At 70.0% G+C, this 19,230-nt stretch carries 20 protein-coding genes and 1 tRNA gene; 13 read left to right on the forward strand and 8 right to left on the reverse strand.

Features of this window, described 5'->3' with window-relative positions:
* Positions 1 to 140 precede the first annotated feature (140 nt).
* Complete coding sequence (locus tag BLV72_RS11905) at positions 141 to 890, reverse strand: helix-turn-helix transcriptional regulator (protein WP_059148474.1); 750 nt, start codon at positions 888 to 890, stop codon at positions 141 to 143.
* A gap of 345 nt (positions 891 to 1,235) precedes the next feature.
* On the opposite strand from BLV72_RS11905, the gene BLV72_RS11910 reads away from it, so the two are divergent.
* The 4 genes from BLV72_RS11910 (at position 1,236) to BLV72_RS11925 (ending at position 6,009) form a co-directional block, all read left to right on the forward strand.
* Positions 1,236 to 2,801 carry an MFS transporter gene (locus BLV72_RS11910; protein ID WP_093462101.1) on the forward strand — a complete coding sequence of 522 codons (1,566 nt, stop codon included), beginning with the start codon at positions 1,236 to 1,238 and terminating at the stop codon, positions 2,799 to 2,801.
* Between the two features lie 75 nt (positions 2,802 to 2,876).
* On the forward strand, positions 2,877 to 3,893 hold the full coding sequence (locus tag BLV72_RS11915) for an alcohol dehydrogenase catalytic domain-containing protein (protein WP_093462102.1): 1,017 nt from the start codon (positions 2,877 to 2,879) through the stop codon (positions 3,891 to 3,893).
* Between the two features lie 77 nt (positions 3,894 to 3,970).
* Complete coding sequence (locus tag BLV72_RS11920; protein WP_093462104.1) at positions 3,971 to 4,753, forward strand: LLM class F420-dependent oxidoreductase; 783 nt, start codon at positions 3,971 to 3,973, stop codon at positions 4,751 to 4,753.
* Positions 4,750 to 6,009: an MFS transporter gene (locus BLV72_RS11925; protein WP_093462105.1), complete on the forward strand. Its 1,260-nt coding sequence runs from the start codon at positions 4,750 to 4,752 to the stop codon at positions 6,007 to 6,009. Before BLV72_RS11920 ends, BLV72_RS11925 begins: the two co-directional genes overlap by 4 nt.
* 34 nt (positions 6,010 to 6,043) lie before the next feature.
* Here the strand turns inward: BLV72_RS11925 and BLV72_RS11930 are convergent, their stop codons facing one another.
* The 6 genes from BLV72_RS11930 to BLV72_RS11955 all read right to left on the reverse strand — a co-directional run bounded on the left by BLV72_RS11930 (position 6,044) and on the right by BLV72_RS11955 (position 11,150).
* Positions 6,044 to 6,997, reverse strand: coding sequence for an ABC transporter substrate-binding protein (locus BLV72_RS11930; protein WP_244320732.1), 954 nt, complete (start codon positions 6,995 to 6,997; stop codon positions 6,044 to 6,046).
* A 120-nt stretch (positions 6,998 to 7,117) separates the two neighbouring features.
* Positions 7,118 to 7,681, reverse strand: a complete 564-nt coding sequence (locus BLV72_RS49760) for an ABC transporter permease (RefSeq protein WP_237299897.1) — start codon at positions 7,679 to 7,681, stop codon at positions 7,118 to 7,120.
* Between the two features lie 488 nt (positions 7,682 to 8,169).
* Positions 8,170 to 9,054, reverse strand: a complete 885-nt coding sequence (locus tag BLV72_RS11940) for a helix-turn-helix transcriptional regulator (protein ID WP_093462108.1) — start codon at positions 9,052 to 9,054, stop codon at positions 8,170 to 8,172.
* A gap of 53 nt (positions 9,055 to 9,107) precedes the next feature.
* Positions 9,108 to 9,911, reverse strand: a complete 804-nt coding sequence (locus BLV72_RS11945) for a helix-turn-helix transcriptional regulator (protein ID WP_244320733.1) — start codon at positions 9,909 to 9,911, stop codon at positions 9,108 to 9,110.
* Between the two features lie 398 nt (positions 9,912 to 10,309).
* The gene (locus BLV72_RS11950) at positions 10,310 to 10,699 is read right to left on the reverse strand and encodes a hypothetical protein (protein ID WP_093462111.1); all 390 of its coding nucleotides are present in this window, start codon (positions 10,697 to 10,699) and stop codon (positions 10,310 to 10,312) included.
* A gap of 49 nt (positions 10,700 to 10,748) precedes the next feature.
* Entirely contained in the window at positions 10,749 to 11,150 is a 402-nt protein-coding gene (locus BLV72_RS11955; protein ID WP_093462113.1) for an ATP-binding protein, read from the reverse strand.
* Between the two features lie 154 nt (positions 11,151 to 11,304).
* On the opposite strand from BLV72_RS11955, the gene BLV72_RS11960 reads away from it, so the two are divergent.
* Positions 11,305 to 12,189: a helix-turn-helix domain-containing protein gene (locus BLV72_RS11960; RefSeq protein ID WP_093462114.1), complete on the forward strand. Its 885-nt coding sequence runs from the start codon at positions 11,305 to 11,307 to the stop codon at positions 12,187 to 12,189.
* 17 nt (positions 12,190 to 12,206) lie between these two features.
* Positions 12,207 to 12,416 (forward strand): DUF397 domain-containing protein, encoded by a 210-nt coding sequence (locus tag BLV72_RS11965; protein WP_093462116.1) that lies wholly within the window; start codon positions 12,207 to 12,209, stop codon positions 12,414 to 12,416.
* Positions 12,417 to 12,489: 73 nt separating this feature from the next.
* Here the strand turns inward: BLV72_RS11965 and BLV72_RS11970 are convergent, their stop codons facing one another.
* Entirely contained in the window at positions 12,490 to 13,083 is a 594-nt protein-coding gene (locus tag BLV72_RS11970) for a lytic polysaccharide monooxygenase auxiliary activity family 9 protein (protein ID WP_093462117.1), read from the reverse strand.
* 288 nt (positions 13,084 to 13,371) lie between these two features.
* Between BLV72_RS11970 and BLV72_RS11975 the strand changes: the two genes are divergently transcribed.
* The 7 genes from BLV72_RS11975 to BLV72_RS12005 all read left to right on the forward strand — a co-directional run bounded on the left by BLV72_RS11975 (position 13,372) and on the right by BLV72_RS12005 (position 19,159).
* Positions 13,372 to 13,448: transfer RNA gene (locus BLV72_RS11975), tRNA-Lys, on the forward strand.
* Positions 13,449 to 13,793: 345 nt separating this feature from the next.
* The gene (locus BLV72_RS47885) at positions 13,794 to 13,955 is read left to right on the forward strand and encodes a hypothetical protein (protein ID WP_167746342.1); all 162 of its coding nucleotides are present in this window, start codon (positions 13,794 to 13,796) and stop codon (positions 13,953 to 13,955) included.
* 65 nt (positions 13,956 to 14,020) lie between these two features.
* A complete protein-coding gene (locus BLV72_RS11985; RefSeq protein ID WP_093462120.1) occupies positions 14,021 to 14,695 on the forward strand; it encodes a TMEM175 family protein in 675 nt (224 codons plus the stop codon).
* 379 nt (positions 14,696 to 15,074) lie between these two features.
* A complete protein-coding gene (locus BLV72_RS11990) occupies positions 15,075 to 15,602 on the forward strand; it encodes a hypothetical protein (RefSeq protein ID WP_093462122.1) in 528 nt (175 codons plus the stop codon).
* A gap of 30 nt (positions 15,603 to 15,632) precedes the next feature.
* On the forward strand, positions 15,633 to 17,876 hold the full coding sequence (locus tag BLV72_RS11995) for a glycoside hydrolase domain-containing protein (protein WP_093462123.1): 2,244 nt from the start codon (positions 15,633 to 15,635) through the stop codon (positions 17,874 to 17,876).
* Entirely contained in the window at positions 17,873 to 18,382 is a 510-nt protein-coding gene (locus tag BLV72_RS12000; protein ID WP_093462125.1) for a hypothetical protein, read from the forward strand. The genes BLV72_RS11995 and BLV72_RS12000 overlap by 4 nt, the downstream gene beginning before the upstream one ends.
* Positions 18,383 to 19,159: a hypothetical protein gene (locus tag BLV72_RS12005; RefSeq protein WP_093462126.1), complete on the forward strand. Its 777-nt coding sequence runs from the start codon at positions 18,383 to 18,385 to the stop codon at positions 19,157 to 19,159. It begins immediately after the preceding gene.
* Positions 19,160 to 19,230 lie beyond the last annotated feature (71 nt).

Here is a 19,230-nt window from a genome sequence, read left to right on the forward strand (position 1 = left end):
AAGCTGCAGACGGCAGCCGGTTACCGCGCGGTCAGAACTTGGAATCTGCAGGAAGCTGCCAGGTCGCCGGCGGACAGAAGCGTGCCAATAACGCTCAAACCATCAACAACCCGGCCGCTGCCCGGATGTGCGGCACGCCCCTAGTCGGGGTCGGACTCCATCAGCCCGGCGCGCACGGCGCGCACTCCGGCCTGGAACCGCGACTCGACCTGCAGGTCCCGCATGATGTCAGCCACATAGCGACGGTAGGTACGCACCGAAAGGCCGAGTTTGCGGGCCGCGGCGTCGTCCTTGTAGCCCTCGGCCATCAGCTTCAGCACCTCGCGCAGCACCCGGCCGCGCGCGCCGCCCTCGAACGACAGGGGCCGCATCGGGCGCTGGGCCGTGTCCCACATGCCGCTCAGCAGCTGATGCAGCATATCGGCCACGGTCGAGTTCTGGATCATCGAGGCGCGGGAGCCGCCGGGCTCGCCCGGCGAGGCGTCGGGCGCGATGACCGCCGCGCCGTCCACGACCACCAACTCCTGCCGCACGCCCTCGCAGACGCGCACCTCCAGCCGCGCCACGGTCCCCACCGAGCGCTGCCAGGCCGCGCCCCGGATGACGCCCGGCGGGCAGAGCATCCGGGTCCTGACCCCCTTGCCCGCCAGCTGGGCGAGCGTCTGTCCGACCAGCCGGGCGTGGTCATCGCCCGTCACCTCGGGCAGGCTCCAGATCACATCCCGCTCGGCGCGCAGCACCAGCCGCGCCACCCACCCGGCCACGGCCTCCCCGGCCACCGGCAGTTCGGCGGACGCCGAGGCCAGCGCGGAGCGGCGGTGGTGGTGCACTGCGGACTCCAGCAGGCGTAACGCCTGGCCCAGAGTCTCCTCCAGGTTGTCCGACCCCATGTCCGGCTCCGTTCGAACCGCTCTCCCCGCGCCCACCTCCGCGTCAAATCCGTCAATAGGCACTCGCCCATTTGGTTGAATTCCGAAATGGCTCAAAGGACACCCCCGTTCCCTTTCCGGGAACAGTAACGAGCCCCCTGGCACACGGCAAGGAAGATCGTTCCTTATGGGACACTTCCCGCCGGGAAATACCCTCGCGTTCCGGCCACGACACCTCCCCGTGTCGGCAAGGGGCTGCGCCCCCGCTCGGCGGATTGGTAACTTCCTCTGGAGCCAGCACGCCATCCCTTGCCATACGACGCGGACCCCCCCACCTTCCCCAGGGTCCCGAAAGGCGCCGCCCCCATGGCTGCACAGAACACCGCGACCACCGATGCCGCGCAGGCCGGTTCCGCACACTCCCCCACCGGCCGCCAATGGCTCGCGCTCTCGGTGCTCGTCCTGTCCCAACTCGCGGTGTGGCTGGACAACACCGTGCTCAATGTGGCCCTCAAGACCCTCGCCGATCCCGACGAAGGGCTCGGGGCGAGCCCCAATCAGCTGCAGTGGAGCATCAGCTCCTACACCCTGGTCTTCGCGGTGCTGCTGTTCACCGGCGGTGTGCTCGCCGACCGCTACGGCCACCGCCGCTTACTGCTGACCGGCATGGTGCTCTTCGGCGCGGCCTCCGCCTGGGCCGCCTACTCCGGCTCGGCCACCGAACTCATCGTGGCCCGAGGCGCGATGGGCATCGGCAGCGCCCTGATCATGCCCGCGACCCTCGCCCTGATCGCCCAGGTCTTCGACGAGCGGCATCGGGCCACCGCCATCGCGATCTGGTCGGGTTCCAGTGGAATCGCGATCGCCACTGGGCCGATGCTCAGTGGAGCGCTGCTCGACCACTTCTGGTGGGGGTCGGTCTTCCTGGTCAATGTGCCGATCGTGGTGCTGTGCGTGGCCGGTTCGTTCGTCTTCCTGCCCGGTGTGGTCACCCGGGTGCGGCAGAAGTTCGACCCGCTGGGCGTGGTGCTCTCCACCGCCGGGCTCTTCGCCATCGTCTGGGGCGTCATCGAGGGCGGCCACCGCAATGACTGGACCGATCCGGCCATCGTCGCCTCGCTGGCCGGGGGCGTGCTGCTGGTCGTGGTCTTCGTCCTCGTCGAACTGCGCGTCGCCAACCCCAGCTTCGACGTCCGGCTCTTCCGCGACATCCGCTTCACCGGTGCCAGCGTCGCCGTCATGCTCACGTTCTTCGGGCTCAACGGCTCGATGTACTACACCAGCTTCTATCTGCAGGGCGTCCAGGGACAGACGCCGCTGGAGTGCGGGCTGTCCATCGCCCCGGTCGCCCTCGGCGTGCTGCTGGGCGCCCCGCTCTCGGCCAAGCTGGTACGCAACCACGGGGTGCGCCCGGTCGTCACCGCGGCCATGCTGATCGCCACCACCGGCTTCGTCGCCTACGTCTTCCTGGACGAGAGCAGCGGACTGCCGCTGTTCTGGGTCTTCCTCATCCTCCAGGGCCTGGGCATGGGCGCCGCCGTCGCGCCCACCACCGAGGCGATCATGGCCATCCTCCCCTCCGACCGGACCGGCGCCGGCTCCGCCGTCAACAACTCGCTGCGGCAGATCGGCGGGGTCCTCGGCGTGGCGGTCCTCGGCTCCGTGCTGGTCAGCGTCTACCGCGACCGGGTCACCCCGCGGCTGAGCGGGCTGCCCTCCGGTGCCGCCGACGCCGCCGGGGAGTCGCCCGAGGCCACCCGGCTGCTCGGCGCGAAGATGCGGCTGCCCCGGCTGTCGGACATCGCCGACGAGGGGTTCGTCCACGCCATGCATGTGGCCTCCGTCGTCGGCGCGGCCGCCGCCGCGGCCGGAGCCGTGATCATCTGGTGGGCCTTCCGCAGGACGTCTTCCGGTGCGCGATCCAGCATGTGATCGTTCTTCCTTGCCACCCCTGTCCCCCCGGCATAGCCTCCCGGCACAACGTCCTTAATCCGGAAGGCAGTTCACATGCGTACAGCTGTCATCACGGCGGCAGGCCAGGTGGAGACCAGAGAGATACCTGTCCCCGACATCGGTGACTCCGAGGTGCTGGTACGCATCGCGGCCTGCGGTATCTGCACCATGGAGGCCAATCTCTACGCGGGCCGGATGACGGTCTATCCGGCCGCCGCCGGACATGAGATCTCCGGCTGGGTCGAGCGGATCGGCGCCAAGGCCGCCGCACTGGAGGACATGCCCCCGGTCGGCTCCCTCGTCACCCTCGACGGACTGCCGCGCTGCGGGGCCTGCCGCAGCTGCCGGCGCGGCCAGACCGCCATCTGCGTCGCGCTCCAGGGGCACAAGCGCGAGGACGGCGCGATCACCATGGGCGCGGGGCTCGCCGAATACATCGCGCTGCCCGCCTCACGGGTGTGGTCGGTCGGCGACACCGACCCCGCCGTCGCCGCCATGGGCGAACCGCTGGCCTGCGTGGTCCACTCGCTGCGCCGCGGCGGCTTCCGCGCCGGGGACCGGGTCACCGTCATCGGCGCCGGCTATATGGGCCATCTCCACCTCGCCGTCGCCGCGCAGCTGCAGGCCCACGGCGTCGCGGTGGTCGAACGGGACGAGCAGCGGCTGGCCGCCATCGCGGCGGCGGGCGCCGACGCGGCCGTCACCCCCGAGGACATCGGCCAACTGCCCCCGGCGGACGTGGTCGTCGTGACCATCGCGTCCAAGGAGGCCATCGCCGCCGCCCTCGCCGCGGTCGCCGACGGCGGCATGATCGTCCTCTACGGCGGCGGCCCCGGCGGCCCGCCCGCCGAGCTCCCCGGCTACGAGGTGCACCGCCGCCAGCTCACCGTCACCGGCTCCTTCAGCCATGAGCCGGACGACTGGCGCGCCGCCGCCGAACTGCTGCGCGGCGGCCGGCTGGCCGCACGGCTGGAGACGCTGGTCACGGCGCGCTACCCGCTGGACGAGGTCGAGAAGGCGCTCAAGCAGGCCGCCGAAACCCCCGTCTACCGCGTGGTCGTCACGCCGTAACGGCTCCGCTTCGGGCGCAGCGTCAACAGAGCCGCCCATCGCGAATCGCCAGTCCCCCACAGAAAGGATTCACCTCCGTGTCCCTGCGCGTAGGCGTGCAACTCCACCCCCAGCACACCGGAATCGCCGAGCTGCGCACCGCGTGGCGCGAGGCCGACGCCCTCGGGGTCGACTCGCTGTGGACCTGGGACCACTTCCTGCCGCACACCGGCGACCCCGCCGGTCGCCACTACGAGTGCTGGTCGCTGCTGTCCGCGATGGCGGTCGAGACCCAGCGGGCCACCATCGGGCCGCTGGTGAGCTGCACCGCGTTCCGCAATCCGGATCTGCTGGCGGACATGGCCCGCACCGTCGACCAGCTCAGCGGCGGGCGGCTGGTGCTGGGGCTGGGCGCGGGCTGGTTCGAGGCCGAGCACACCGAGTACGGGCTGCCCTTCCCCGGACCGGCCGGGCGCATGGACGCCTTCGCCGCGGCCGTCACCGGCGTCAAGGAGCGGCTGGCCAAGCTCAACCCCGGCCCCGCCGGACCGCTTCCACTGCTGATCGGCGGCGCCGGGCGGCGGCGCACCCTGGAGCTGGTGGCCCGCGAGGCCGACTGGTGGAACTGGTACGGCTGGGCCTCCGAGGACCCGGTCGCCGACTTCCGCGAGCTGAGCGGCGTCCTGGACCAGTGGTGCGAGCGGGTCGGCCGGGACCCGGGCCAGGTCGCCCGCACGGTGATGGTCAACCCGGACCAGCTGCCGCTGGTCGAGGGGTTCGCCGAGGCCGGGGCGGTCCATGTGGTGCTCTCCCTCCCGGCCCCGTACGACCTGCGGAAGGCCGAGGAGCTGCTCAAGGTGCGCGCCGCGCTCACCTCGTGACGGCCCTCCGCGCGACGGCGCCCCGCACGCCCCTGGGGCGCCGCTTCGGTCTGCTCATGGGCGCGCTGCTGCTGTCCAGCCTGGGCAACGGGCTGTGCTTCCCGTTCACCTCGATCTACATCAGCCAGTTGCTGGGGCTCGGCGGCCGGGCGGCGGGCGGCTACTTCATCGCGATGGCCGCGGCCAGCTTCGCCGCCGCCCTGGCCGGCGGGCCACTGGCCGACCGGGGCAGCCCGCACCGGGTGGGCGCGCTGGGCGCCGCGGCGCTCGCGGCCGGGTACGCCCTGCTGGCGCCGGCCGGCTCGGTGCCGCTGGTGCTCGCCTCGGGGGTGTGCGTCGGGGTCGGCTTCGGGCTCTTCTACGCCTCGATCGTGGGCATCGTGGACACGGCCGTCCCCGAGAGCGGCCGCCGCGCGGCCTTCGCCATCCGGCACATCGTCAACAACGCCGGGATCGGGCTGGGTTCGGTCGCGGCGGGGCTCGCGCTGCACGGCGCGGACACCCCGGCGGGGACGCTGCGCTGGCTGTACCTGGCCAACGGACTGGCGGCGCTGCCGCTGATCGCGGTGATCCTGGGCGTACGGCCCCGGGCCAGGACCGAGCCGAAGGAACGGCCCGGCGACGCACCGCCTTCGGGGCCCGGGCCGACCTATCGCTCCCTGCTGCGCGCCCGCCCCATGGCCCTGCTGATCCTGGCCCAGGCGCTCTTCGCGATCGTCGGCTTCACCCAGATCGAGGCGACCGTCCCGCTGCTGTTGCATGACCGGATGGCGGTCACGCTGGGCTGGGTCAGTGTGGTGGTCGCGGCCAACTCCTTCGCCCTGATCGCCCTGCAGCCGCTGCTGCGCGGGCGGCTGGAGCGGCTGCCGGAGACCGTGGTCCTGGCGGGCGGTCCGGTGCTGTGGGCGGTGGCGTTCGGCTGCGGTCTGGGCGCGGCGCTGGCCGGACAGGCGGCCCCGGCCGCCGTGCGGTACGGGCTGCTGCTGGCCTTCGCGGTGGTCTTCGCGGCGGGCGAGCTGATGTACTCCTCCGCCTTCTATCCGCTGCTGCTGCGCTGGTCGGGCGAGGAAGCGGTGGGCCGGGCGAGCGCCCTCGCGTCGCTGGCCTGGAATCTGGGCACGGCCTCCGGGCCACCGCTCGGGCTGTTCATCGTCGCCCACGCCTCGGCGACAGGTAGCTGGCTGGCGCTCGCGCTGGGCGCGGCGGCCGCGTTCGCCGTGACCGCCGCGCTGCGTGGCCGGACGGCGAACACCTGAACCGCCCGCCGTCTCCCGAACCCACGTAAAGGCCTTACGACTTGGGCAGGTAGGACGTGTCGTAGGCGTCCTCCGGCGTGACCGCCTTCTCCAGGAGCCCCTGGTCGTACATGAAGTCGGCCATCCGGGTCCAGGTCTGCGGGTCGATCGCGCCGAGCTCGCCCTGGTCGTTCTTCATCAGCGGCGCGGTGGCCTTGAGCACCGCGCGGGCGTTGTTCCGCTGCTTCTCGCCGCGCAGCCCCGGTACGTACTTCTCGCTGAGCTCGATGGCCTCGTCCTGGTGGTCGATCGCATAGCGCAATCCGCGCAAAGAGGCGTCGACGAACTTCCCGATGTCGTCACCGCGCTTGTCGAGCGTCTTCTTCTTGGCGCCCAGACCCACGCCCACCAGCTGATCTCCGGCCGTGCCCGAGTCGAGGGTAATCGACCGGACGTCCTTGCCGGCCTCCTTGAACGAGACGGCGTCATTGTTGAGATAGCCCATCACCCCCTCCACCTTGTTTCCGGTGAGGGCCGCCTGCTGGGTGAAGCCGATGTTCTGCACCTTGGCGTCCTTGGCGGAAAGACCGCCCTCCTTGAGGAGCGCCAGCAAACCGAAATAGGTCTCGCCGAAGGGACCGGGTGTGCCGATCTTCCGGCCCTTGAGGTCGGCGGGGGTGCGGATGTCGGAATCCTTGGGCACGATCAGCCCCACCGGATATTTCTGGTAGAAGGTGGCGATGTCCACGACGGGCACATTCTTGGCGCGCGCCTGGAGCATCTCGTCACCGCCCGCGTAGATCACATCTTCCTTGCCCGAGGAGAGGGCCCCGAAGAGATCTTCGGCCGCGCCGTGGTGGCGCAGCGTCACATTGAGTCCGGCGTCCTTGTAGTAGCCCTTTTCGGCGGCCACATAGAACGGGGAGAACTGGATGTTGGGGGTGTAGGTCAGCCCCACCGTGATGCTTGCCCCGCCCTTGCCCCCGCGTCCTTCGGCTCCTCGGCGCATGAGGTCAAGGTGGCCAGGGCCACCATGGACGCGAGGGCCGCGCCCATGACCCGGTGTCTGCGAGCACGCCTCATGGACGTCTGCACGAAACGCACGTACTTCTCCTCTGGATGAAAGTTGTCAGTCGCGCTGAACGAGCCGCTCGACCAGGCGGACCACTCCGTACAGGACGGCGGCGAGAAGGCCGAGCATGACGAGCGTCGAGAACAGTCCGATGGTGTCGGCCTCCTGGCGCTGCACCGACAGCAGCTGCCCCAGTCCGTCGCCGCCCATCACGAATTCGCCGACGACCGCGCCGGTGATGGAGAGCGTGAGGCCGTTGCGCACCCCCGCGAGGACGCTGGGCAGGGCGAGCGGAAGCTCGATGTACCAGAGCATCCCCCACCACCCCACCCCGTCCACCCGCGCCGCCCCCATCACATCGGGGTCCAGCGAACGCAGCCCCAGCACGGTGTTGACGAGGATGGGGAAGAAGACCAGCAGCGCGCAGAGGACCGCGATGGGCAGCAGTCCGTAGCCGATCCACAGGGCCAGCAGGGGGGCCAGCGCCACCGCGGGCATGGCCTGCGAGGCGGCCACATACGGCTGGAGCGCGGCCGCCGCGAGCTCACTTCGGGCGATCAGATAGCCGAGCGGCAGCGCCACTCCGATCCCGATACCGCTGCCCGCCAGCGCCTCCCACACCGTCTCCTTGGTGTAGTCGACGAGATCACCGTGGAACACGTCGTCGAGGAAATGCCGCGCGAGGTCGAGCGGAGCCGGAAGATAGAACTCCGCAACGGCGCCGGTCCGGGTCACGATGTCCCAGACGACAAGCAGCAACAGCCCGAATACCAGCGGCGGCAGCACACCCCGGAACAGCGTTCCGCGCCGGTCGGCGGAGGCCGCACCGGATGCCGATCCGGTCATTTTCCGGCTGTCACCGGGCCATGACTTCTCACCATTTCCGCCGTTGTCGCCGGTCTTTCGCGCATGTCCCGGTCGGGGTGAATGCGGCTCGTCCGTACTCGGCTCGCCGTCCGCGCCCGCCGTGGCGGTCGCGCCCCTTCCGTGCCCTTCGGTCATCCCCAAATCCCCTTGCATTACCGGCTGTTGCCAGATCTCGGCACGCCCGCAGGCAACCTATCGCCAGCACGCTCCGGATCACAATGTCGATGGGGAAAACGAAATAATCATGTTGATGTATTTCCGAGGATGCCGAGCTCAGTGGCGCGCACCCCCGCCTGGAAACGGGAGTTGGCCTCCAGCAGCTCCAGGATCCCGGTGACATAGCGGCGGTACGTACGCACCGAGATCGCCAGGTCGCGGGCGGCCGCCTCGTCGGTGACCCCGTCGCGCAGCCGGGCCAGCACCCGACGGACCATTTCGGTACGGGCGCGGTTGCCGAAGTCGAGCGGACGGGCGGCGGGCACCGCACCGCCCCAGATGGAGCCGAACATGCCGTACAGGGTCGCGACCACCACCGGATCCTCGACGACCGAGGTCTGCCGCCCCTCCTCGGCCTCGGTGCACACCAGGGCGGTCCGGCCGTCGGCGATCACCGCGGTGGGCAGCGCCACCGCCGCGATCCGCACCTGCACGGGGCGCGCTGCCGCGCCGGGCGCCTCGGCGGGCGGCGCGGGCCCGGGGATGGGCCGCGGCACGGGCCCGGGCGACGCTCCGGCGGCGGTCCCGGGGCCGGTTCCGGAAGCGGCGGGCCCGGATCCGGCGGTTCCGGAGCCGGCAGCGGATCTGCCGCGCAGCACCCGCACCCCGACCGGGTCACCGAGGTCCTCCACCAGCGCGCCGAGCGCGGCCTGCACCGGCGCCATCCGGGCCGAGCACTCGGGGAAGACGGCGTCCACGCTCCGCCCCGCCTGGCCGATCACCTCCTCGGCGGCGGCGAGGAACGCGGCGTCCTCCACCCCCACCTCGGTGAACCGCGCGTCCCGGCTCCGCCGCGCGCGGTGCTGGATCACCGTGGACTCGATGAGGTCCCGTACCTCCCGTAGCGTCCCCTCCAGCAGGCCCCCCGCGAGCGCGGCCTCCGGTCCAGGATCGCGTCCGCGGTCCTTCATGTCGACATTCCCGTACTTCCCGCCTCGTGACGTGGTCAAGGTCTCGAGCGCCGTCAGTGACGGCCGGGCAGCAGCCCCAATTCCACCGCCCGCACCCCCGCCTGGAAGCGGGAGTTGGCCCCCAGCTCCCGCATGATCTCCGCGACGTACCGGCGGTAGGTGCGCAAGGAGACCTGCATCGTGCGCGCCGCCACCTCATCGGTGTGGCCGGTGCGCAGACACTCCAGGATCCGCCGCACGGACTCCGGGCACAACCGCCCGCCCAGCCGCGGATGGTCCGCGAGCGCCACGGCGTTCCCCCAGGTCCCGGCGAACATCATCTCCAGGGCCCGCACCGTGGCGGGGTCCTCCACCAGCGACGCCTGCCCCGGGCCCCGCCCCGGCTCCGACGGTCCCCTTCTGAGGTAGACCACCTGGCCGTCGATGAGCAGCGCCTCGGGTAACGGCGGCAGCCCGCCGTCGCAGATCCGGATCTCGCACCGCGGATCGGTGCGCGCCAGCGCCCTTACCGCGCCCGAGGCCGGCACCGACTCCTCGCACAACAGCCGTACGACGACGGCGCGCCGGCTTCCCCTGGCCGGGCGGGCGAGCGCGGCGCAGACGGCCCGCGTCTGCTCCTCGTTCCCCGACAGCACCACGCTGACGGTCCGCTCGGCACAGTCGACCAGGGTGTCGACGACCTCGGCGAGCGGCACCTTCCCCAGAGCCGTCCCCGCCCAGGAGTCCTGGGCCAGCTCCCTCCGGTGCCGGGTGACCGTCGACTCGATCAGATCACGGGCGGCCAGCAGCGCGTGCTCGACATAGTCGACGGCGCCTGACGAGGGAGTCTCCGTGCTCAGCGGCGAAGGCTCGGACACCCTCACAAGACCAACCATGACTTCCCCTGCCGGGCGACAGTGACCTGGTTATGCGAATACCGGCCTGATTCTCGTCAATTTCGCTGCCCCGAATTGCGGAGGCAGCATTGTGCGAAATCCATGACGACACTAATTCGCGCACAGCGACCACGTCAACGCGGGGCGTGAGGTAAAGAGTTGACCAAACCGGGTGCGGCGGCTCGTATCTTACGGTCGCGCCGCCGATACGCCGGGGGCGCATGTCCACAAGTTACCGGCGAGTCCGGGTTCCGCACGCGGCGGGACTACGGACCGCAGCGATTCGGCCCCGTTCGACGACACGGAGTGGGGGACGGTGTCCGGTTGCTGCCAGCTCGGCACCGGACGTCCCCTCCCTCGCCCCGGGGCGGCCGCCGGGATCAGCCGAAGCTGATCGGCCCGTGGAAGTCCCGTCCCTGGATGACCGGGCCGGTGATGCGGGCGTTGCCCGCGATGGTGTTGTGCACGGCGTCCGTCTCCCCGGCCGGTTTGCCGTGCTCCCGCATCCAGGAGGCCAGGTCACGGCCGAACTCCGGGTCCTGCCGGGCCCGTTCGACCAGCAGATCGGCCAACTGGCGCAGCCGCTCGCCGTCGTCGTACGCAATCGCGACCGGCTCCGGCGCACCGGCCGGTTCGCCCTCGCCCCGCCGCAGCACCCGGCGGACCAGCGTGCCGAAGGACTCCAGGGCCCGCCGCCCGGCCTCGCCGCCGGCGCCCGAGACCGCCGCGTTCACCGCCGTGACCAGCGCTCCCGCCGTCACCGGGTCCATGGCCCGCCCCCTGCCCTCGTGCGCGGCTCCACGCTACCGGCGCCGCAGGTCACGGTTCCACCGATTCCGCGCGCAGGGTGAACCAGACGGTCTTGCCCGTGGGAGTGAGGTCCGTACCCCATTCATGGGCGGTCTTGCTGAGCAGAAACATCCCCCGGCCGCTCTCGGAGAGGAAGTCCGGCTCCTTGACCACCGGCAGCGCCGACTCGGAGTCGCTGACCGCCGCGCGGATCCCGTGCGGAAGCCTCTCCAGGGTGAGGACGCATTCGGGAGAGGCCGCGTGCTTGTGGACGTTGGACAGCAGCTCGGTGACGCACATCCCCGCCGCGCTGATGAGCTCCTCGCGCCCCCACAGCCGCAGGCGCGCACCGACGGCACGCCGAATGTCGGCAAGCATCCGCGGATGAGCGCGAAGGCGCAGTTCGTATCGCTGCGAGATGTACTCAGCCATATGATCCGGGGCCCCTCCACACCACGGCGCGCTGCCGTGTCCCCTAGCGATCCTGGCCTATGGAACGTCCCACTCGCAATGTTTCGACCCAGTCGCACAAGACTGGCATATGCCCGGCTGGTAGGCGTAGTTGGCAATACGACAGACTGGCGACATGTCCTACCAGCCAGTGCCCACCGTTCGGCGCAGGCGCCTGGGCTCCACGCTGCGACAGCTGCGCACCGAAGCGGGGATGACACTCGACGCGGCGGCCGCGGCGCTCAATGCGGCCGCGAACGGATCGGCCGACGCCCGCCGCTGGACCGCGCCGAAACTCTCCCGGATCGAGAACGCCAACGCCACGATCCGCGCCGCCGAGGTCGAAACGCTGCTGAGGGCCTACGCCGTCACCGACCCCACCACCCGTATCGCCTTGGAGGGACTGGCCAAGGACGCGGGCAAACGCGGCTGGTGGCAGACCTACCGTGGCGTCGTCGCCCCTGCCTACGCCGACTACATCTCGCTGGAGAGCGACGCGGAGAGCGTCCGCGACTACGCCCCGCTGGTCGTCCCCGGCCTGCTGCAGACGGCCGACTACGCCCGCGAGACCATCGCGGCGAACGCCGTGGCCCGCACCGCCGCCGAGGTCGACGCCCTCGCCGAGGTGCGCCTGGCCCGCCAGGCCGTCCTCACCCGCTCCTGCCATCCGTTGCGGCTGTGGGCCGTCATCCATGAGGCGGCGCTGCGCCGCCGGTTCGCCGGGCAGCCCGGCATCATGGCCGCTCAGCTGCGGCGGCTGCTGGAGGTGGCGGAGTGGCCCACGGTCACGTTGCAGGTGATGCCGATCGACGCGGCGCCCAATCCGGGGGACGCGGGCGCGTTCACACTTGTGGCCTTCCCGGGTCCGATGCCGGATGTGGTCACCCAGGAGAACCTGCGCGGCCCCTCGTACGTCGAAGGAGTCGACGACGTCAACGTCTTCGCCGACGCCTTCGGCCATATCGTGGACCGCGCACTGTCCACGGATGCGACGAAGGCCCTCATCGCTGGTCTGGTATGAGAAAGAGGGCCCCACATATGAACACCTCTGAAACGACCACGCACCACCGCCCCCACTGGCGCAAGTCCTCGTACTCCGCGGGCGAGGGCCAGTGCGTCGAGGTCGCCGCCGCCGACGGCCGCGTCCAACTGCGGGAGAGCGACGCCCCCGGAACCGTCCTGACCACCGCGCCACCGGTCCTGGCCGCCTTCGTCCGCAGTGCGAAGGCGGGCGCGTTCGACGCCTGATCGCCACGTCGGTGCGGTGCCGTCCCGGGACGGCACCGCACCCACCCGCACTACCGGATCGACCGGACAACGATCAGAACTGGACGTCCGAGCAGGCGTAGAAGGCGTTCGAGGTGTCCGCGATGGTCCACACGGCGAGAATCACATGTCTGCCGCTCTTACCGCTCGGGATGGTGCCCGAGTGGGAGAGCGTGGACGGCGGACGCTGGCCGTTGTACGGAACGGTCAGGAAGGGCTGGGACTCCAGGCTCGCACGGGTGAGCTTCTGGCTGGGGTTCCAGCCGTTCTTGGTGATGTAGTACTTGAAGTCCGTGGTCGAGTGGGAGGCCGTGAACCGCCAGTTGAAGGTGTAGCTCCGGCCGGCGGTCATCCTGGTCGCGGGCCAGTTGCCGCCCCGCGGGTCGTCGAGCTGGGAGAACCGGCTGTTGCCACCCGCACAGATCGAGCCGTCCGCGGGACCGCCGGACGGGAAGCCCTTCGGGCCCTCGACGCTCTGGGGCTCGTACTGGATGTCACCGCAGCCCGTCACCGTGCCGTTGGCGCACAGCTTCTGGCGGCTGATGGGTGAGTCGGTGTAGCCGTGGCTGGAGGCGCTGCCGCCGGTCGCGAGGACGGAAATCGCCGCGAGACCGATGCCGATGACGGCGGCGCTGATCTTCTTGCGCATGCTTCGCTCCTGAAGACGTGGGGAGTGCTTCGATGAGCCGTGCACGGCGGTCTAGACCAAGTTGAGAGTATCCAGGGCCAATAGTCATGTCCATACCAATGGAGCAAGGCCGCGGCGGGGCTCGCGGCGTCCTGATCACCACCCGAGGCCGGGCCTGACCACCACCCGAGGTCGGGCCTGATCACCACCCGAGGCCGGGCCTGACCACCACCCGAGGTCGGGCCTGACCACCACCCGAGGTCGGGCCTGACCACCACCTGAGGTCGGGTAGAATTTCCACGTCAGCAGGCGCCGCTAGCTCAGTTGGTTAGAGCAGCTGACTCTTAATCAGCGGGTCCGGGGTTCGAGTCCCTGGCGGCGCACCAGTACCCATATCGCTGACCTGGGCGTCCTCAGCTTCCGAGGACGCCCATTGTTCATGCGGCCGCGACCGCCGAATAGTGAACCGGCGCGCCCGCCCCTGCCGCCTGCGACCGCGTATGAGGTCCAGCGGATCGCCCTGGCGCCCGTCGGCGTACGGCGTCGCCGGGCCGGCGCCGCCCGGGCGCCCGGGGGGCTCGTCGTCCAGCGGCGGAGGCGCGAACCGCTGCGACACCTGCTCCGGGAACGTCCTGCCGTCCCGCTCCGGGGCGAACGCCATGCCGGAGGACATCACGCGCGGGACGAGGACGAGCGCCTGTCCGAGCCGGTTGACGCCCAGCATCAGCAGGATGGTCGCCGAGGACGCCGCCACCTTCGCGTCCACCACGTGGGCGACGGCCATCATCCCCACGCGGGTGACCACCAGCAGGGCCCACAGCCACAGACCGACCGCCGGCATCCGCGCCCACAGCACACCGGCGCGCCGGTCCAGCCGGATGGTCGCGCCCTGAGCCGCGCCGATGGCCGCGGCCAGCAGCGCGCCGACGACCAGGCACACCACGTCGATGGAGGCCGGATGGCGGTCGTGCCGGCTCAGGTCGGCCATGCCGATCACGGTGAGGACCACGGGGAGCAGCATCAGCCGCCGGCCGGTGAGCGCCTCTCCCCGCAATTGACGCGCGATGAGGGCCACGACGACCGCCACGGCGGCCAAAACCTCGAAGAAGCTCATGCGCGGAGGGAGGAGGCGCTCCCGTCCGCCGCCGGATATCTGCTCAGCTTTGTCGTGGTCGGAGCACTGTGGATCTCGCATCACCGGCTGTTCCGGATGACCAAGGTGGTGGACGGTCCGCTGCTGCACCTGGATCTGGCACTGATGGCCCTCGTCGCCGCCCCGCCGTTTCCGACGAAGATCGTCACGGAGTACCACAGCAACGCGATCGAGACCTCGCTGTACGCCGGCACGATCGCCGTGGCCGCGCTGCTGATCGCGGCGATGGCGACCCGCCTCCTCCGGCGCCCCAGCCTGCGCGGCACCGACATTCCGCGCTCCCTGTTCGTCCAGTCACTCCAGCACGCGGCGGGTGTCGCACTCGTCTTCGGAAGCTCGGTGCCGGTGGCGGTGATCATCTCGTCCCACGCGGCGGAGTACTGGTGGCTCCTGGCCGTTCCCGTCCGGTGCTACCTCGGACGGCGCCACATCAGTGCGAGCAAGCACGCGGCGGTCACGCCGTCCCACCCCGCCCCGTGACCCCGGAGACGGTGAACTCGGGGCGCCGGGTCTCTTTATGACGGGCCCTCATGGCAGTGCGGACCCCACCCGCCGAGTCCAGAGATAGTGACCAGCAACACATCTCAACCCTCTGTATACCGAGCTCGTTGTACATGAGTTGCTTTATCCCCTCATGGCGGACGCACGGTGACGCACCCCATACCTCCTCCGTGACCACCCGACGGCGGAGGCTCCGACTCCGCTCCCCGGGCCTCTTCAGACCTCTTGTCCAAGGCCATGACCAGTGCATATGTTCCGTGCGACCACAGCGCGGAAAGCGCTTGTTCCCGCGTCCGGGCCTTGGGGAGAGGCCCCGGCGATCTCCGTTTTCAGCAGCCTTTACGGGAGGGGTACGTCCATGTCCACGATCCTCAGATCCACCGTCGGTGCCGCCCTCGCCTCCGCCGCGGCGGCCGTGCTCACCCTCACCGCGCCCCAGGCGTCGGCCGCCGAGCGCCCCGCGGCCCCCAGCGTCGAGGTGGCCCCGTCCGCCTCCGCCGAGACCAAGGCGTTCGCCAAGGCCAACCCGGCGCCCACCGCGGCCGCCGCGACCGTGTGCGGCACCGGCTACACGCTGAACAAGGCCATCCCGCTGCCCGTCGGCACCGACCCGAGCCAGCGCCTGGCCACGCTCTTCAGCTACACCAACGGCGGCAAGGGCTGCGCGATCCTCGACAACAACTACGGCGCCTCGCAGTACATGTACCTCAAGGTCTGCAAGGTGGACGGCACCGGCTGCGACACCGACTCGGGCAACTTCAGCGAGTACGCGGGCCCGGTCTATGTCTCCAGCATCGCCTGCGCCCCGGTGACCGCCAAGATGGGCAAGACCTCCAGCAGTCTCTACATCAACTACTCATCCGACTACGTCTTCCCGTGCAACTGACCCCCGTCACTCGGCACTCAAGGAGACGTCGTGGCCGACGCCATGGTCATGCGGGCGCAGCAGTTCATCAACGAGACGTACGCCGGGAAGCTCGGCATTCCGGCACTCGAGGTCGACGGGAAGACCGGCTGGACCGTGATGTACGCGCTCACCCGGGCGCTCCAGTACGAACTGGGCATCACCAGCCTCTCCGACAGCTTCGGCCCCACCACCCTGAGCACGCTGCAGTCGAAGTACCCCAAGGTCAACGCCAGTACGACGCCCTCGACCAGGTTCACGAAGATCGTGCAGTCGGGGCTGTACTGCAAGGGGTACAACGGCGGCGGAATCGACGGGGTGTTCAGCTCCACGGTGGCGGGCTCGATCACCGAGCTGATGACCGACATGGGCGTGGCGGGTGTCTTCGAGGCGGGCAGCCTCGCCCCCAAGGTCTTCAAGGGGCTGCTCACCATGGACGCCTATGTCGTCACCGGTGACGGCGGCGCCGATATCCGCACGGTGCAGCAGTACCTCAACGCGAACTACGTGAAGCGCCAGGACTACTTCGTCATCCCGTGCGACGGACACCACTCACGGACCGTCGCCAAGTCCATGCTGCTGGCCGTGCAGTACGAACTCGGCATGGCCGACGGTGTGGCCAACGGAAACTTCGGCCCCGGCACCCAGTCCGGGCTCAAGCAGCACCCCGTCTCCTCGGGCGAGACCAGTACGTGGGTGCGGCTGTTCTCCGGGGCGATGATCCTGAACCAGCGGCCCAATGTGCCGTTCAGCTCCTCGTTCGGATCGGCGCTCGGCTCCGCGGTGAACAGCTTCCAGAGCTTCGCCAAGCTGCCGGTCACCGGCAAGGGCGACTACTCCACCTGGGCGTCGCTGCTGGTCTCCTACGGCGACCAGGACCGCCAGGGCCAGGCATGCGACGGCGTCACCAAGATCACCCAGGCCCGTGCCAACACCCTCAAGGCCGCCGGGTACAAGTACATCGGCCGCTATCTCACCAACCCCAGCACCACCGATCTCCCCGAGAAGGCCATCCAGATCGGTGAGCTCCAGACCCTCGCCGACAACGGGCTCCGCTGCTTCCCGATCTATCAGACCTTCGGCCGTGACGCCTCGGGCTTCAACTACACCGCCGGCAACGCGGCGGCCATCGCGGCGGCGAACGCGGCCGATGACCACGGCTTCAAGGACGGCACCCGGATCTACTTCGCCGTGGACTTCGACGCCTACGACTACGAAGTCACCGACAATGTCCTGCCGCACTTCAAGGGCATCGTGGACGGCATGGCCATCGCCGGGAACCGGTACAAGATCGGGGTCTACGGACCGCGCAATGTGTGCATCCGGGTCTCCGAGGCGGGCCATGCCACGGCGAGCTTCGTCTCCGACATGTCCAGCGGCTTCTCCGGGAACTACGGCTATCCGCTGCCGCCCAACTGGGCCTTCGACCAGATCGTCACCAAGACCATCGGCTCCGGCGACGGCTCGATCAACATCGACAACAACATCGCCTCCGGCCTGGACACCGGACAGGGATCCTTCAACCCGCCGGTGGCGTCGATGCCGGACAGCCTCTTCAACCAGGCCTATTACCCGGGGCTGCTGGCCGACGTCCGGTCCTATATGCAATCCATCGGCTTCGCCGAGGACGACGGCAAGATCTACACCACCGGCCAGTGCCTGGAGACCATCATCGCCCGGGATGTCGCCGTGACCAATACGGCACGGGCCTACGGCATGCGCAAGGCCCTCATCCAGACGACGGCGTTCTGGGAGTTCCGGCACTACGGCAATGAGGACCTGGTCAAGGACGCGGGAGTGTGGCTCTACCACAACGGCTATGTGCCGGACTGGGCCAAGGACTTCCCCAAGGTGGACGCGTTCCGGGACAGCAGCACCGGAGTGGGCCAGATGTTCGGCCGGGCGGGCGTTCTCTGCTGGAACAACTCCATCAGAAGCGGCCTGGTGACCGGCACCCCGAAGGACCCGGACAAGGACTCCGACATCTTCTCGGTGTGGGACAAGCTCCGTACGGACAACGACTTCGCCCTCACCTCCGTCGGCCACGCGCATATCTGGGGAGCCGACGGCAAGCCGGGTGGCACCGCCGCGGAGCAGGAAACCGGGATCCGCCGCCCCTCGCTGGACTACAAGGAGTCCGAGATCTACGAGGTGCTGCGCCGCTACCAGGGATATGAGGAGCCCGCGTTCACCGATGCCAGAAAGCGCATGCCCCTCTACTACATCTTCGAGAAGTACAACAGGATGATGCGGTGAGCGAAGAACCTTCCCTGCTGGCGGCCGATTCGGCGGGCGGGCACGACTCGATCCTGCTGCTCTTCATCTGCCTGATCGGGGTCATCGTCATCTTCACCCTGATCGGCATACTCGGCTCCGGCGTCTCCAAGCGCACCGGCCGCCGGAAGACCCTGGCCGACTGGCTCGGGGGAATCGCCCTGCTGTCCGTCTGCGCCACCATCGCCCTGTACATCTGGGGCGCGCTCCACGTGATGTTCATGGAGAACGCCAATATGCGCGAGGAGTGCGCCGAGGCGGGCGGGGCGGCGAAGGCGGCTCAGGTCGACCGCTATGAAGCGCACTACCTTCCGCTTCGCTTCACCTGCCATCTCGACGAGGGCGGAAGTTACCACGCCGCGGTCCCCGGATACGTCAACCCGGCCATGGCCATCGCCTTCATCCTGGCCATCGCCACGGGCGCGGTATCCGTAGTGGCCCGCGACCAGGACCGGTCCACCAGCCCTACCGTCACGAGGGGACGATGAATGAGCGTGTTCGACCCATCCCGTAGGCAGCTGCTCATCCGCTCCGGTGCGCTGGCCGGCGCGGCGGCGCTGGCCTCCCTCCCCGGTTCGGCCCTGCTGGCGACGCCCGCGTACGCCGCGTCCTCGCACTCCAAAACGCCCACCGGCGAGGAGATCCGGAAGGCGTACCGCCGCTTCCAGGCCAACCAGGCCCGGGTGCTGACGGGCAGACCGAGCCCCAACGGCTGGGAGATGGAGAAGGTCACCGACGGCGGCGGAACCATCTGGTCACGCCCGGTGCCCGGCACCCCGCTGGAGGGCGTCACCGTCCGCATCGGCGCACCGGAGGCCGTACTGGTCCATGTGATCCGCCGCTTCCACTACGAGATCGACGAGCTGCGCAAGGGCGATGTGGTGGGCTGGCGCAGCCCCGGCACGGTTCGCAAGGGGCTGCCGGAGGGCAACCTGGCATCCGGTACGGCGGTCCGGATCCGCCCCGGCCACTACCCGCAGGGCGTCAAGGGCGGCTTCTTCCCCCAGCAGGAGGTCGTGCTCCGCGACATCCTCGCCGAGCTCGACGGCGTGGTCCGCTGGGGCGGGGACGACCGGAAGCCGGACGAGTCGCTCTTCTACCTCGCCGTGAAGCCCGGCGATCGGCGGCTGGCCGAGGTCATGGCCCGGCTGGGCCGCTGGCGCGAGACCCCGGGCAGCGGCGCGGGCGCTCCCGTCGACGTCCTCGCGCCGGGGCGCCGTAAGGCGGCGGCGTCCTTGGCACACCGCCAGCGCGCGGCCGCCTGAGCGGCGGACCGCGGGGCGCGTCCATGAGGTGCGCGCCTGGTCGGCCCGGGCCGACCAGGCGCGCGCCCGCA

The organism is Streptomyces melanosporofaciens (assembly GCF_900105695.1).
GTDB classification, from domain to species: domain Bacteria; phylum Actinomycetota; class Actinomycetes; order Streptomycetales; family Streptomycetaceae; genus Streptomyces; species Streptomyces antimycoticus.

Coding starts and splice junctions, on each gene's coding strand:
- BLV72_RS12005 (WP_093462126.1), top strand. CDS start 18,383: ATGAGCGTGTTCGACCCATCCCGTAGGCAGCTGCTCATCCGCTCCGGT.
- BLV72_RS11910 (WP_093462101.1), top strand. CDS start 1,236: ATGGCTGCACAGAACACCGCGACCACCGATGCCGCGCAGGCCGGTTCC.
- BLV72_RS11950 (WP_093462111.1), bottom strand. CDS start 10,699: ATGGACCCGGTGACGGCGGGAGCGCTGGTCACGGCGGTGAACGCGGCG.
- BLV72_RS11940 (WP_093462108.1), bottom strand. CDS start 9,054: ATGAAGGACCGCGGACGCGATCCTGGACCGGAGGCCGCGCTCGCGGGG.
- BLV72_RS11965 (WP_093462116.1), top strand. CDS start 12,207: ATGAACACCTCTGAAACGACCACGCACCACCGCCCCCACTGGCGCAAG.
- BLV72_RS11985 (WP_093462120.1), top strand. CDS start 14,021: ATGGCGGTCGTGCCGGCTCAGGTCGGCCATGCCGATCACGGTGAGGAC.
- BLV72_RS11930 (WP_244320732.1), bottom strand. CDS start 6,997: ATGCGCCGAGGAGCCGAAGGACGCGGGGGCAAGGGCGGGGCAAGCATC.
- BLV72_RS11990 (WP_093462122.1), top strand. CDS start 15,075: ATGTCCACGATCCTCAGATCCACCGTCGGTGCCGCCCTCGCCTCCGCC.
- BLV72_RS11960 (WP_093462114.1), top strand. CDS start 11,305: ATGTCCTACCAGCCAGTGCCCACCGTTCGGCGCAGGCGCCTGGGCTCC.
- BLV72_RS11970 (WP_093462117.1), bottom strand. CDS start 13,083: ATGCGCAAGAAGATCAGCGCCGCCGTCATCGGCATCGGTCTCGCGGCG.
- BLV72_RS11915 (WP_093462102.1), top strand. CDS start 2,877: ATGCGTACAGCTGTCATCACGGCGGCAGGCCAGGTGGAGACCAGAGAG.
- BLV72_RS11955 (WP_093462113.1), bottom strand. CDS start 11,150: ATGGCTGAGTACATCTCGCAGCGATACGAACTGCGCCTTCGCGCTCAT.
- BLV72_RS47885 (WP_167746342.1), top strand. CDS start 13,794: ATGGTCGCCGAGGACGCCGCCACCTTCGCGTCCACCACGTGGGCGACG.
- BLV72_RS11905 (WP_059148474.1), bottom strand. CDS start 890: ATGGGGTCGGACAACCTGGAGGAGACTCTGGGCCAGGCGTTACGCCTG.